General features: G+C 38.7%; 13 protein-coding genes. 9 read left to right on the top strand and 4 right to left on the bottom strand.

Features of this window, described 5'->3' with window-relative positions; genetic code table 11:
• Positions 1-33 precede the first annotated feature (33 nt).
• Positions 34-903, top strand: coding sequence for a DUF2797 domain-containing protein (locus tag EAH57_RS06445; protein WP_121929330.1), 870 nt, complete (start codon positions 34-36; stop codon positions 901-903).
• 37 nt (positions 904-940) lie between these two features.
• Here EAH57_RS06445 and lpxB read toward each other — a convergent pair whose 3' ends face one another.
• Positions 941-2119, bottom strand: a complete 1179-nt coding sequence (lpxB, locus tag EAH57_RS06440) for a lipid-A-disaccharide synthase (protein WP_171407394.1) — start codon at positions 2117-2119, stop codon at positions 941-943.
• Between the two features lie 246 nt (positions 2120-2365).
• Here lpxB and EAH57_RS06435 point away from each other — a divergent pair, with 246 nt between their 5' ends.
• The 5 genes from EAH57_RS06435 to EAH57_RS06415 all read left to right on the top strand — a co-directional run bounded on the left by EAH57_RS06435 (position 2366) and on the right by EAH57_RS06415 (position 6774).
• Positions 2366-2659, top strand: a complete 294-nt coding sequence (locus tag EAH57_RS06435; protein ID WP_121929328.1) for a hypothetical protein — start codon at positions 2366-2368, stop codon at positions 2657-2659.
• 1 nt (position 2660) lies between these two features.
• Positions 2661-4217 (top strand): PepSY-associated TM helix domain-containing protein, encoded by a 1557-nt coding sequence (locus EAH57_RS06430; RefSeq protein ID WP_121929327.1) that lies wholly within the window; start codon positions 2661-2663, stop codon positions 4215-4217.
• Positions 4214-4495, top strand: a complete 282-nt coding sequence (locus EAH57_RS16105; protein ID WP_121929326.1) for a DUF1634 domain-containing protein — start codon at positions 4214-4216, stop codon at positions 4493-4495. The genes EAH57_RS06430 and EAH57_RS16105 overlap by 4 nt, the downstream gene beginning before the upstream one ends.
• A 181-nt stretch (positions 4496-4676) precedes the next feature.
• Positions 4677-5564 carry a sulfite exporter TauE/SafE family protein gene (locus EAH57_RS06420; RefSeq protein ID WP_121929325.1) on the top strand — a complete coding sequence of 296 codons (888 nt, stop codon included), beginning with the start codon at positions 4677-4679 and terminating at the stop codon, positions 5562-5564.
• A gap of 118 nt (positions 5565-5682) precedes the next feature.
• Positions 5683-6774, top strand: coding sequence for a 3-deoxy-7-phosphoheptulonate synthase (locus EAH57_RS06415; protein ID WP_004671025.1), 1092 nt, complete (start codon positions 5683-5685; stop codon positions 6772-6774).
• A 26-nt stretch (positions 6775-6800) separates the two neighbouring features.
• On the opposite strand, the gene EAH57_RS06410 is transcribed toward EAH57_RS06415, so the two are convergent.
• Positions 6801-7100 carry a hypothetical protein gene (locus EAH57_RS06410; protein WP_121929324.1) on the bottom strand — a complete coding sequence of 100 codons (300 nt, stop codon included), beginning with the start codon at positions 7098-7100 and terminating at the stop codon, positions 6801-6803.
• 92 nt (positions 7101-7192) lie between these two features.
• On the opposite strand from EAH57_RS06410, the gene EAH57_RS06405 reads away from it, so the two are divergent.
• The 3 genes from EAH57_RS06405 to EAH57_RS06395 all read left to right on the top strand — a co-directional run bounded on the left by EAH57_RS06405 (position 7193) and on the right by EAH57_RS06395 (position 11362).
• Positions 7193-7708 (top strand): hypothetical protein, encoded by a 516-nt coding sequence (locus EAH57_RS06405; protein WP_121929323.1) that lies wholly within the window; start codon positions 7193-7195, stop codon positions 7706-7708.
• A 75-nt stretch (positions 7709-7783) separates the two neighbouring features.
• Positions 7784-9895 carry a TonB-dependent receptor gene (locus EAH57_RS06400; protein ID WP_121929322.1) on the top strand — a complete coding sequence of 704 codons (2112 nt, stop codon included), beginning with the start codon at positions 7784-7786 and terminating at the stop codon, positions 9893-9895.
• Between the two features lie 3 nt (positions 9896-9898).
• Complete coding sequence (locus EAH57_RS06395) at positions 9899-11362, top strand: PepSY domain-containing protein (protein WP_121929321.1); 1464 nt, start codon at positions 9899-9901, stop codon at positions 11360-11362.
• A gap of 64 nt (positions 11363-11426) precedes the next feature.
• On the opposite strand, the gene EAH57_RS06390 is transcribed toward EAH57_RS06395, so the two are convergent.
• Both EAH57_RS06390 and EAH57_RS06385 read right to left on the bottom strand, forming a co-directional pair.
• Positions 11427-12170: an adenosylcobinamide-GDP ribazoletransferase gene (locus tag EAH57_RS06390; protein ID WP_121929320.1), complete on the bottom strand. Its 744-nt coding sequence runs from the start codon at positions 12168-12170 to the stop codon at positions 11427-11429.
• A 102-nt stretch (positions 12171-12272) separates the two neighbouring features.
• Positions 12273-13859, bottom strand: a complete 1587-nt coding sequence (locus EAH57_RS06385) for a histidine-type phosphatase (protein WP_121929319.1) — start codon at positions 13857-13859, stop codon at positions 12273-12275.
• Positions 13860-13875: the final 16 nt, after the last annotated feature.

Raw genomic sequence — 13875 nt, 5'->3', positions numbered from 1 at the left:
CAACCCTTGATTGAGAAAGATGAGAGTTTATTAATGGAACTACAAGGCATTTGTCATAAAATGCATGCAGCGCTCAAAACGCATAGTGTAACTGATCAACCAATACACAAGGCAAATGTTGAATATAAATTTATATTGGATCGTTCAGAAACTGATCTGCCATTTGTGTTGGGCCAAGAACTAGAGATCGAATGGACAGGCAATATTTTCTGTACATCATGTGGTGCTAAAACACCTAAATCCTATTCCCAAGGTCATTGTTTTAAATGTTTCAAGACCAAGGCAGAATGTGATTTGTGTATTATGAAGCCTGAAACTTGCCACTATCATCTTGGAACTTGTCGTGAAAACGATTTTGCACATAATGTGTGTTTCCAACCACATATTGTTTATTTGGCAAATTCAAGTGCGCTTAAAATTGGGATTACACGTATCGTCAATATGCCAACACGATGGTTAGACCAAGGTGCGACTCAAGCACTGCCGATCATGAAAGTTGGTTCTCGCCGTTTATCTGGTCATTTAGAGACGCTGATTGCCAGTCAAGTTGCAGATAAGACGGATTGGCGAAAGTTACTTAAAGGTGAAGCAGAACCTTTAAATTTGATTGAGCAACGTGATCAAATCATTGAAGAGTTTGCACCAAAAATTCAAAGCATTCGTGAAGAGTTTAATCAAAATCTTGAGTTTGATGAAGGCTTAGAATTTTTAGAAAACGAAGCTCAACGTGAGTTTATTTACCCTGTTGATCATTATCCTGAAAAGATAAAATCATTGAACCTCGATAAAACCCCAAAAATTCGTGGCGTTTTACAAGGCATCAAAGGTCAGTATTTATTGCTGGATATTGGCGTGATCAATATCCGTAAATATACGGGGTATGAACTCATCCTTCGTGCATAAGTAAAAAGGTGGCATCTAAGCCACCTTTTCATTCTTTTTACTCAGCTTCTAAGCATTTCAAAATGGATTGCACTGGGTCTTCAGTATTTCCAGAGATCAACTGCTTATGCATACTCAAGTGTTGCATCATTTGAATATGTGCCGTTTCATGATCCATCAATTTTTCAATCTCAGTCGCAAGCTGTTTTGGCGTTGCATCGGATTGGATCAATTCTTCGATGACCTTTTTACCCGCAATAATATTGGGCAATGCGTAATATGGAATTTTGACGAGAAACTTGGCAATCATATAAGTAAGCCAATGCAGTTTATAAAAAGTCACCATTGGACGATGCAGCAACATCGCCTCAAGTGTGGCTGTGCCTGATGCAAGTGCCACAATATCACTGGCACTCATCACCATACGGCCGATCTTTGATTCATTATCGGTATTTTCTAAAACATGAATCTTGGCTTTTAAGCTGATATCCAAGTTTTGGATACCTTGCCCAATCTGCTGTTTTCTTGCATCGTTAATCGCTGGGATCAAAAACTCAAGCTCAGGATGTTTCCGATGTAAGATTTCGGCTGCACCAGTGAGTAAAGGCAATAAACGTTCAATTTCACCGCGACGACTGCCCGGCAATAGCGCAATATGCATTTTATCTGCAGATAAACCAAGCTGATGTTTTGCTTCTATAATTGGATTTTTTAAAGGCAACTGCTTTGCCAATGGATGACCAACAAAGGCCGCTGCAACAGCATAGTTTTCATAAAAGGTTTTTTCAAATGGGAATAAACACAGTACTAAATCAATACTTCGCTTGATGCTATGGACACGTCCTTGACGCCATGCCCACACTGATGGGCTCACATATTGAACAGTTTTTATCGGCAAATTCTTTTCTTTTATGGTTTTTGATAACCTTAAATTAAAATCTGGTGCATCTATCCCAATAAAAATATCTACGGGTTGTTCAGTCCAACGCTCAACTAAGCCATCACGTACAGCAAAGAGTTTTTTTAGGTCCTTTAAAACTTCAACAATACCCATAACCGATAAGATTTCCATTGGATAAAAACTATGGAAACCCTCGGCAATCATTTGTGGACCACCAATCCCTTCAAATTCAGCATCAATACCTTGTTCACGAAAACTGCGCATGAGTTTTACACCCAGCGTGTCTCCAGAAACTTCCCCCACTACAATGCCAATTTTTAGTTTTTGCTTTAACAAGACTAACGCCCCATTCAAAAGTTTAAAAGATTCTAACAGAATGATTTTACATCGAATCACAGCAAACAATGTAATTTGTTCATGATTAGTGAAGATCATTTTAATCTAATAAATCATTAATTGGGTGAATGAGCATCTGGATTTGCGATAAATCAGCAATTGCTTGAGTTGTATATAAACATTAATATAAACAAGAATCATTTACATGTGTGATTTTCTCTCCCTCTGCTATTTCTAAGTACATTTATGGCTAAATCCACTTCTCCAACATTTGCCTACCGACTGAGTGTGTTCTATCGCTTTACATTTATATTCGTGCTTGGCTACTTAGCAATGATGTATTTGAGTTTAAGCCTAACGACACTCTTCAGCTATTTTCTAGATAAAGCAGAAGCGATTTTTATCGCGGCATTTATCTCGATTTTGTTTTATTTACTCTTTGTTATTTTTGGATTTTGTTTCAACTCATTGTTGAAATTGACATTGCTCAGTTTGGTTTTGGTGGGACTCTTGTTTGGCTTATCTGTGGGTTTAAATTAAAATGCAAAATAAAGGCGTCCGCCAATCGATGGCATGGTTACATGCTTGGACTGGCTTGGTATTTGGATGGCTTTTGTTTGCCATTTTTTTGATGGGAACGAGTTCGTATTATCGTCATCACGTAAATTTGTGGATGCAGCCGCAACTTGCACAATATCAAGTGACTCAAGATGTGGCGATAGGTACTGCGACTGATTATTTAGAAAAAAATGCGGCAGATGCTAAGTCATGGTATATCGGCATTGCCAATCCTGAGCAGCCTGTAAATAAAATTTATTGGGAAAAAGCAGACGGTGGCTATGAAAGTCGTAACTTAGATATTAACACTGGGCAAGAATTAAAATTATCAGCAACACAAGGTGGCGAATTTTTCTATCGTTTCCATTACCAACTTTATGGGATGCCGATCCTCATCGGGCGACTGATCGCGTGTTTGGCCGCATTTATCATGTTGGTTGCTTTGGTTTCAGGCATTATTACCCACAAAAAAATTATTACTGATTTTTTCACCTTTAGAACCTTTAAATCACAACGCTCTTGGCTGGATTTTCATAATGTGTCATCTGTTGTGGCATTACCTTTTTTTCTCACCATTACTTTTACAGGTTTAGCGATATTCTTTTATCTCTATCTACCCTTAGGAATGAAGAAACTATATCCAGAAAATCCATATCAATATTTCACCGAAATCAGAACAGTGAGCCAAAGTAATAACAGTAATGCAGCACCTAAACCTGTTGAAACAGTTTCAATTGCAACCCTCCTCACCCAAGTACGGCAACAATGGGGAGATCAAGCACTTGCAACCATCGAAGCAAAAAATCTAAATACAGATCAAGCAATCATTATATTTAAACAATTGGAAGATCGATCAATCACCTTAAATCAAGCACAAATTAGCTTTGACGGCGCAGGTAAAATTCTTGCAGATACTCGAAACAATAGTGCGGTAGCGACCCTAAACTTTGGTGTTTATGGCCTGCATATGGCAACTTTTGCACAGCCTGCGCTGCGATTCGCTTTTTTCCTGTCAGGACTTCTTGGTTGTTTAATGATTGCTTCGGGTTTGTTGTTGTGGAGCTTAAAACGTCAGATTCAAAATAAATCAAATCAGTTCCATTTTGGCTACTACTTGGTTGATCGTTTGAATGTTGCTGCATTTGTTGGCTTACCGATTGCGATGCTAAGCTACCTTTTTGCCAACCGGCTGGTACATCTAACAGAAACCACACCGAATTATGAGATTTTTACATTCTTCTCTGTTTGGGGATTGAGCTTTATAGTTGCCCTCATCACGAAACAACAATATTTATGGAAATCCCAAATTTTCATTTTTGGACTGCTCGCAATTGCTTTGCCTATATATAACTTGCTTTATCTAACTCAACATCAACTCATTGCAGATCTACAGAGCTATTGGCCATTTTTGCGGATTGATTTATTTCTGATCGCTTGTGCACTCTTTGCTGTATTTATTTATCGAAATATTCAACCTATTCAAGCTAAAGCACACAGTAAATTGAAAGCGAAACTTGACCGACAAGAGATAAAAAAATGATGTTATTTGCACTTCTCCTGATTGGCTTAGGCATGACGTTATTATATCAATGCAGTGATAAAGCGATCCGCAAAATTAAACCGAAGCGTCAACCATTCATACAGCTCTTTCGATTACAGCTAAGAATGTGTGCTTTTTTCTGTTTTTTCTTGGCAGGTGCCTTGCTGTGTTTAATCTACGGGTCTTCAATCGGTTTTGTAGGATGGTGGATCTTTGCAACGCCTGTAACCTTCTTCTTGATCTTATGGGTCAACGAGCTTAATCCCAATAAAAAATAGGCTCTAAAGAGAGTAGATATCCCTCATAAGTAACTCAATTATGACCACTGTTGGTGACAAAACACGCAATAAGCACACTTCTTTATCTTTTTTTTGCATAAGTAAATCATTATTCATCACAACGAGTTAACTAAAAAAGAAATAAGATATGCTGTTTTTGCATAATTTAGGCATATTGTCGATGTTTGGTCCAATGGAATTTATTTTAGCGGGTGTACTAGTTGGTTTCTGTGTTGGAATCACGGGCGTCGGCGGTGGTTCATTGATGACACCGATTTTAATCAGTTTATTTAAGATTGAACCGCATATTGCCATCGGTACAGATTTACTCTACGCCTCAATTTCAAAATTTTGTGGTTCATTGGTTCATGCCAAAAAACTCAATATTGTGTGGCCTATAGTCCTTTGGCTCTCTTTAGGTAGTATACCGGCTTCCTTTGCTACCTCTTGGGTGCTAGAACATTACCTCAGTCAATCAACACATTACAAACCTATTCTGACTATGGTTTTAGGGGTGATGTTGACTTTGACAGGTATCTCAATCGTTTTCCGTGCTCGAATTGAAAAGTTCTTCGATCGCTTTAGAAATCGTGAACAAGCAAATATGGAAAGCGAACAACATGCCCTACAGCATAAACGCCGATATATTGTGTTTATGGGCATTATTCTAGGTGTATTGGTAACACTCTCTTCTGTCGGTGCAGGTGCTTTTGGCATCATGGCGTTAGTGATCATGTTCCCCAACTTACCGATGATTCGTATCATTGGTTCTGATGTGGTGCATGCCGTATTGCTGACTGCTGTCGCTGGTTTAAGTCATATGTCTTCTGGTAATGTCGACTTTAGCTTGTTGATGTGGCTATTGGTCGGTTCTATTCCTGCGATTATTGTGGGAACATTGATCAGTTCACATTTACCTGAAAGATTTATTCGCAAAATCTTAGGAATCACGCTATTTGCATTGGGTATAAATTTCATTATTAACCCTGTAAAAGAGAAACCGAAACCTGTTGAAACAACCCAAGTGGTTCTGATTCAGCAAACAACTCATTCTACAACAATAGTTTAAGTGTTAAATAGCCGATTGTTTATACATAAATGATGCGAATCGCTAGTTAATCAATCGGCTTTTCGTGCTATATTCGTAGACAAATTAACCTCTTCTTTCGATTGAATTTGTGACAGCAATGAATACTCTACAGTCAAATCCAGTTTCTCAGCCAGATATCGACGACGTTAACATTAAAAGCATTCAGACTTTGATTACTCCAGCAGAACTTAAAAGTGACCTTCCTTTATCAGAAGTTGCCTACCGAACTGTACTTAATGGGCGTAACACGGTTCGTAATATTTTAGATGGTAATGATAAGCGCTTGTTTGTCGTGATCGGGCCTTGTTCTATTCACGATACCAAAGCTGCGCATGAATACGCAGATCGCTTGAAAGTGCTCAGTGAAAAAGTAAAAGACACTTTATATATCGTGATGCGTGTTTACTTTGAAAAGCCACGTACGACTGTGGGCTGGAAAGGTTTGATTAACGATCCTGATATGAATGACTCTTTCAATATTGAAAAAGGCTTGCATATTGGTCGTGGTCTTTTGCTTGAATTGAATGAAAAAGGCTTACCATGTGCCACTGAAGCACTTGATCCAAACTCTCCTCAATACTATCAAGACTTAATTTCTTGGTCTGCAATTGGTGCACGTACTACAGAAAGCCAAACACATCGTGAAATGTCTTCGGGCTTATCTTCACCTGTAGGTTTCAAAAATGGTACTGATGGTGGCTTAACAGTTGCAACCAATGCGATGCAATCAGTAAAACATGGTCACAGTTTCTTAGGCTTAAATGAAAGTGGTCAAGTTGCAATCATCAATACCAAAGGTAATCCATACGCGCATGTGGTTTTACGTGGTGGTAATGGCAAGCCGAACTATGATGCAACTTCAGTTGCTGAAGCTGAAGCAGCTTTAGCCAAAGCTAAAGTCAGCACCAAAATCATGATTGACACTAGTCATGCTAACTCAAACAAAGACCCGTATTTACAACCATTGGTTTTGAAAAACATCACAGAGCAAATTCTTGATGGCAACAAATCAATCGTGGGTATCATGGTTGAGAGTCACTTAAAAGGTGGACGTCAAGACATCCCTGAAAATCTGTGTGACCTCGTATATGGTCAATCTGTAACAGATGGCTGTATTGATTGGGAAACCACTGAAAAAGCATTATTAGAAATGCATGAAGCGTTAAAAGACGTTTTACCAAATCGTTAATCTTTGAATAGATCAAAAACAGGCTCTCATGAGCCTGTTTTTATTTTTAAAATCTCTATGAATTTATCATGATTAACCAAATCTTGAATTACGTTCTCTATATTTAGTCGATTAATATTTGGTATAACAATCAGATTCTGTTCTAAAAAGTACTGTTGCGAATGTAAGTCATCATTTATCGTTTGCATCAAGCGAACAGGATCATAAAAGTTTAATTCAAAATTTTGATTCTTATAAGTTATTGTTAATGTAATCCATCCTTTAGCCTCCCATATCCTCTCTTCTAAATCAAAATCATCAGGGAAATCTAAACTGTAATTTTTCATTATTTCATCTGATCAAGTGTTTAATATGTTTTGAACTGTAACATTTTTTTAATTATACTGCTGCCACATTCCTCCTGCGACGTATCGCCGATATGAAGCCCAGTTTCCGTCAACATATGCACAAGTGGCGTACCTTATTGGGTACGATAACTTTGCTTTGTTTACTCTGGCATATCTTGTTACCAACCATGGTACATACGGGCGTCGTACCTACACTTTATGCAATGCCATCACATTGCCAAGTCACAGAAATTCAAAAAGTCACACTATTATCGGCACAAGTACACAACAACAATCATAGTGAACATCATCACCATACGATGCAGCAGCATAATCATCACCTTGATCATGCTCAACACGGTTCACAACTCAGTGAATATGCACAACAAGTCTATGCACTTGCTAGCCAAATCATGAAGCATTGCCCACTGTGTACCTATGGTTTAGATGCAGCTGCAATTATTCCATTGCTTGGCTTGATTATCATTTTCTTATTGGCTTGGTTTAGTCGTGTACGCTGTTTGTGCCATGCGTGGACACAGGATCTGTATATTCCACGTATTTTCTATATTTTCCCCCTTAAACAAGCTCCGCCAGTCGCTCTATAAATCGCAAACTTTTACATACGTATCCAGTTCATCACTGCGATACAGCTCGTTTAATGCTTTTATAGAGTTTTCAAAATGACGACTTATTTTCGTTTGTCAGTCTTAACGGCTGCGTGCCTGTCTGTTACTTACAGTTCATTGGCAATTGCTGAAGAAAATCCTGCACAAGATACCAAAACCTTAGCGACTATTGTGGTTACAGCAAGTCGTGAAGGTGAATCTCTCAATAATACCCCTGCTGCGATTAGCCAAATTAGCAACCAAACATTAGCCGATAAAAATGCCACTTTTATTGGGCAATTGGTCAATCAAACCCCTGGGGTATTGATGAATGACTTGGGTAATGAACAACATATGATGTCAATTCGACAGCCGATGACCACAGCAGCAGTTTATCAGTATTTAGAAGATGGTATTTCAGTTCGACCTGTTGGGGTGTTTAATCACAATGCACTTTATGAACTTAATCTTGCCGGAATTGATCGTATTGAAATCTTACGTGGTCCAGCCAGTAGCTTATATGGAAGTAATGCCATTGGTGGCACGATTAACTTTCTAACTAAAGCACCAAGCGCAACACCAACTGCCGAAATTGGTATACTTTCTAGTACGGAAGGTTATCGCCGTCTGGATCTAGGTGCTTCAAATACATTTGATACTGAATCTGGTGAACATGGTCTACGTTTATCTGGCTATGCAAGTGATCGTGGTGACAGCTGGCAAGATCACGCCGAAAGTAATAAACAAAGTCTCACCTTTCGGCATGATTGGCACATTTCTGATGCCACACAAATCAAAAATATCGCGAGCTATAATCACCTAAAAGCCGACATGACTGGAAGCCTGAACGGCAAAGATTTTAGTGAACGTCCGGGTTATAGTTACCAGACATTTACCTATCGTGAAGTCGATTCCACCCGTTTATCTTCACAGATTAGCCATGCTTGGAATGAGATCAATCAAACTCAAGCAACCATATATTATAGAGACAACACCACTGAACAAAATCCAAGTTATAGCATTCGTACTGATATGCGAAATGGTGTGCCTACAGGGACTTATACGGGCCAAACCACTTATAATCAGTTCAAATCTTATGGTCTAAATTTGCAACACGCCACAAACTTTGATCAGGTGAAGTGGATTGTCGGTACGATGGCAGAACATACGCCAAACAAAGCCAAAACTAATGATATTGAAGTATTTCGTGATCCGGAAACACGTATTTATACAGGTTTTAAACCACGAAAATTATTACGTGACTTCAATGTTGATGTCGATAACCAAGCTATTTACACCCAAGTCAATTGGCAAACATTCGATAATTTAAATCTAGTCGCTGGTGCTCGCTACGACTGGATTAAATATGACTATCGGAATAATTTAACTCCATCAAATGTTACGGGTGCACCGAACGAAACACGTCGCTTCCATAAAGCCAGCCCACAACTTGGCTTTATTTGGAATGCACATCCGCTATTGGATATCTATAGCAACTGGTCACAAGGTTTTGTACCACCAGAAGTAAGCAGTTTATACGGTGCAAACTTAGTAACACCAAATTTATCAGAGGCAACCTTTAATAATATTGATCTTGGCATACGCTTTAAACTATTCGATGAACGTTTAGATGGTGAAATTACGCTTTATCGCTTAGATGGAGAGGATGAAGTCATTAATTATACTAAACCTGACAATACCCGCGAACCACGTAATGCAGGTAAAACACAGCATCAAGGCATTGAAATTGGTGGAACGTGGAATATTACGGATCAATACGATCAACGCTTGAAACTATCCGGAAGTTGGGCGAAACATGAATTTAAGCAATTTCAGCCATCGGCAAGCTTAAATTATAATGGCAATCGTATGCCTAGCTCACCAAAAGCTTTTGGTACTGTTGAATACCAAATTAAACCCATTCCTGAGTTGTTGTTGTCCGCTGAAGGTGTCTACGTCGGATCATACTGGATCAATGATGCCAATACCGAAAAATACGATGGGCATACGGTATTAAATCTACGTGCAACCTACCGCCGTAATGCATATGAAATCTATGGTCATATCATCAATGCCGCAGACGCGCATTATGCTGAAAGTACCTCATTTAGTAATAACCAAGCGAGCTTTACCCCTGCCGCACCGCGTACCTATTTATTAGGGTTACGCTATCATTTTGGGAAATAAGCCATGAATGCCAACCAACTCAAAAAGCTACTGAGATTTCATCGTAGCTTTGGAATGGTGTTGGGCATTTTGGTTCTATTTTGGGCTTTAACAGGTGTGTTGCATCCAATTATGAGTGCAACACAACCGCAGCCTTTGAAACGAATGCCTCCACCACAACAACTAGATTTAAACAATGCTTTACTAGCAAAAATGGTCTTAGAGCAAAATCAGATCAAGCAATTTTCTGCACTTCAAACCATTCAAATAAATGCCGATCAAACGGCATATCGGGTATTGGGCACAGACCAAAATATTGCTGAATACTATGATGCGCATTCAGGTCATCGTATTGAAAATGCAGAATCACAAGATGCCAAACGTTTAGCTGTTTGGTATACAGGTCTTGCTGAGGAGCATATTGTTTCCACGCAACTGGTTACAGAATTTAGTGATGATTATCCGAGTGTAAATCGCTTGTTGCCAATCTGGCGTGTTGATTTTGATCAAGGTTTACGTGCCTATGTTGATCCTAGTCATGCACGACTTGCCACGATTTCAAATGATCAAAAGATGTGGATGGCACGGATTTTCCGCTTAGGTCATACATGGACGTGGAATAATCAGCAATGGTTTGGTCAAACTATTTTGATGCAGCTCGCCCTAATTGGCATACTGGCAATCACTTGCATGGGAATCGGACTGTTTTTCAAAATTCATAACCGAAAAAACCATCGTTTACGTCAGAAACCAGTTCGATTTCTACATCGCTATTTAGGTATCAGTCTGAGTGTATTTATTTTACTTTGGGTGAGCAGTGGTTTTTACCATCTTTGGCAAAAGAAACCAGAGATCGAAAATATTCAACCGATTTTTAATACACAGGATCTGAACCAAGCTTCATGGCAACTTGCAACTGCTCAGCCGATTCAACGTTTACACCTAGTACCTATCTCATTCGATCACGATCAAACACGGGCTGCGTGGATGATTCAACTCATCGGCAAAAAAGACATGCAAGGCAGTATGACCGCAGCCAATGAACATGATCATCATGGTCAGAGTAAAAATCAGACACCTGCGATCCAATGGATTGATGCTGAACAAGCCAAACCCGTTGACGTGCTTGAGCAAAGTAAACAGCTCGCTGCCGATTATCTCAATGTACCGATAGAAAGAATTGGGCAAAGTTCATGGATTACCAGCTTTAGCGGGGAATACGGCTTTATCAATAAGCGTCTTCCAGTGATTAAAATTGATACCCATTTAAACGATCAATTACGACTCTATATCGAGCCAAGTAGCGGTGTAATCGCGACAAAAGTCACGGCACAGGATGCACTCGAAGGCAAAAGTTTTACTTATTTGCATAAGTGGAGTTGGTTACCGATTGATAAAATTGTTCGTGATATCTTATTAGGTTTAATCGCTGCATTGATTGCTATTTTGGTGATACTAGGCTTCTGTGCCTACCGTAAAAAAAGATAATGTTTTTTGATCCTCTCACGAACAATGAGAGGATCAATATCTATCGAGATTCAATTTCATGAGTCTAAGACAGATAGAAAAATGTAATCAGAAAACTGATCAAAACACCCATCTCTGATAACTCAATCGAAGCACCAATCGTATCACCCGTAATCCCACCAATTCTTTCAATGAACTTCGCACGTAGATAAAACAGCAGCAGTAAAAATATTGCTAAACAGATAATGCCAGACCATCCAAACACACAAAGAAATGACAATGTAATTACAAACACTATCCATGTCATCATTTTGGGTATCAGATCAGCAATAGAACGTCCTAAACCTTGTTTTCGCACATAGCTTGTACTTAGGAAAAGAAATAAAGCCGCACTTCGCCCAATTGCAGGGACAATAATAAAAATCGTAGATAATTGTTGTTCTAATAACACATAAATAGCGACAAATTTAAGCAAACAAAGCATGATCAAACTTAAAACACCGATAGGCCCACATGCTGGGTCTTTCATAATTTTAAGTGTACGTTCAGGATCACCGAAACCACCGACCCATGCATCTGCGGTATCTGCTAATCCATCTAAATGTAATCCGCCAGTCAGCCAAATCCACAATACGAGGATAATACTTGCCAGCAATAAGGTTGGCAGTTTGAATAGCAATATTGAACATGCAAATAAAACTAAACCAATCAATAGTCCAATGAAAGGATAAAACAAAATGGCTTGTGCATTTTGCTGTGCGGTTGGCATATTTTTTAATTGAATCGGTAAAACAGTTAAAAATTGCAAGGCAATCCAAAAAGGTGTCATGCTAGAAATCTCAGCCAAGCTATATCTTTTATTCACCCATTATGAAGAAATAAAAATGGGAATAGCAAGCCTATTCCCATCCTAAGAAATTATGAAGTTAGATTATTGAATTTGATAGCATTGCTTAAGTTTTAAATAATCATAATAAAAACTGTTTGCGTGATATCGTGCATAGTTACATGAAGGTTTGAACAAGGTTTCTTTTTCATTGTAGAGCATTTTGACTAAGGTACTTTCTTGAGCATTTTGATAAATATCCCACTGTAAATTGGCCGCCATAGGCGATACCAATTCACCTCTCCATGCACTATTTGTATAGTTATAGGTTTGGCGTAATGGCAAAGTTTGCATCATGTTATGCAACTCAAAAGTCGTCGCAAGCGGAATAATGATTTCAGCATGCGCAAAGCGTAAAACTGCACGATGTGATTGTTGTTTATCTACGACTGCATCGACCTGCTTAAACAGATCTTGTTTCAATCCCTGAGCAATTGCACTGGTAACTTGATTCGACTCGCTAAAGCTTGGACCTTTTTCATAGAAATCATTGGCATCATTAAATTCTGCATAGAATTTTGCCGCATCTTCAGGCATATATTTATCAAAATCGACACCTTTGAGTTCACTCTGCATACCTCCCATGATTGAATAAAGCTCATATAAATAAGCGGCTGCATCCACAGCACTAGTAATGCTATTTTTACCCTTGCCTTTTTCAGTAATGGTTTCACCATTCGGTGCAACTACGCTATATGAACCATTATTGCTAAAGGTATAAGTCTCAGTCGTCCCTAGTTTTTGAATAAACTCAGCTTTGAAAATTGGTCTAAGCACTTGCATTGCAACCTTTTCAGCACCTATATCACCTGCCAGCTCTTTCAGTTTTTGAGCTAAATCATGATCTTCTTCGGCAAATTTCTGATAAGCCTGGCTCGCATCATAAACAGCTTTTTCTTGCTCAGATAAAGATTGAGCCAAATCTTGATCTGCCGTTAACTTATGGAAATAAAGCTTGAAGCGATCTACACCACCATCTTCAACTGTTGGCACACTTTCACTGGCTAGGCCAGTATAAGAAATTGGTGTGATTTTATCTTTAAGCTTATGGTTTTGTTGAATAAGTTCATCAGTAAAAAACTTAGCGCTATCTACGGCACGGTCAACACCGGAGCTCTGTACTAAAATAGATGTTTGTTGATTTGCGGTTGTTTTAAATAATTCAGGCAATCGTTGCAATAAACGGTCAGCAATTCCCCTATGCTCTAATATCCCTGTCAAACTTTCATTGCCATAACCAAACTGGCGAATACCTTCTACACCATAGCCTAACAGAATATTTGCTTTCATCATGCTTTCTAGATCTGCACCGAGTTTTTCACCAAGAGGTGTTAATGCATTTTCAGCCTTTGCTTGTTTCCATAAGTTATAAAGTGCTAAATCATATTTGATACTCGATAAGCCCCGAGAACCATGACGTGCAACTAATTCAGTAAAAACCGCTTGGAAGCCTTGTGGAATTGGCTCATATTTTTTTAGATCTTGTAAAGGTTGATAAGGTGTTTTAGTTTGATAATATTTTGATGGCGTATTATTTTCAGGCGTTGTTTGTGATTGTTGATGATCATCATTGTTACATGCAACCAACAATATGCTTGCGCATAACACACTGCTTTTAAATAATATATTCATGAATTTTTTGCTTATA

The organism is Acinetobacter sp. 2JN-4, assembly GCF_003687745.1.
GTDB lineage: Bacteria > Pseudomonadota > Gammaproteobacteria > Pseudomonadales > Moraxellaceae > Acinetobacter > Acinetobacter halotolerans.
The sequence above is the reverse complement of the archived record's forward strand: the minus strand, read 5'-3'. Positions and strand labels throughout refer to the sequence as shown.

Bases quoted from the DNA above. Each gene is read 5' to 3' on its own strand.
- EAH57_RS06445 (WP_121929330.1), top strand. From the start codon at position 34: ATGGAACTACAAGGCATTTGTCATAAAATGCATGCAGCGCTCAAAACG.
- EAH57_RS06435 (WP_121929328.1), top strand. From the start codon at position 2,366: ATGGCTAAATCCACTTCTCCAACATTTGCCTACCGACTGAGTGTGTTC.
- EAH57_RS06430 (WP_121929327.1), top strand. From the start codon at position 2,661: ATGCAAAATAAAGGCGTCCGCCAATCGATGGCATGGTTACATGCTTGG.
- EAH57_RS16105 (WP_121929326.1), top strand. From the start codon at position 4,214: ATGATGTTATTTGCACTTCTCCTGATTGGCTTAGGCATGACGTTATTA.
- EAH57_RS06420 (WP_121929325.1), top strand. From the start codon at position 4,677: ATGTTTGGTCCAATGGAATTTATTTTAGCGGGTGTACTAGTTGGTTTC.
- EAH57_RS06415 (WP_004671025.1), top strand. From the start codon at position 5,683: ATGAATACTCTACAGTCAAATCCAGTTTCTCAGCCAGATATCGACGAC.
- EAH57_RS06410 (WP_121929324.1), bottom strand. From the start codon at position 7,100: ATGAAAAATTACAGTTTAGATTTCCCTGATGATTTTGATTTAGAAGAG.
- EAH57_RS06405 (WP_121929323.1), top strand. From the start codon at position 7,193: ATGAAGCCCAGTTTCCGTCAACATATGCACAAGTGGCGTACCTTATTG.
- EAH57_RS06400 (WP_121929322.1), top strand. From the start codon at position 7,784: ATGACGACTTATTTTCGTTTGTCAGTCTTAACGGCTGCGTGCCTGTCT.
- EAH57_RS06395 (WP_121929321.1), top strand. From the start codon at position 9,899: ATGAATGCCAACCAACTCAAAAAGCTACTGAGATTTCATCGTAGCTTT.
- EAH57_RS06390 (WP_121929320.1), bottom strand. From the start codon at position 12,170: ATGACACCTTTTTGGATTGCCTTGCAATTTTTAACTGTTTTACCGATT.
- EAH57_RS06385 (WP_121929319.1), bottom strand. From the start codon at position 13,859: ATGAATATATTATTTAAAAGCAGTGTGTTATGCGCAAGCATATTGTTG.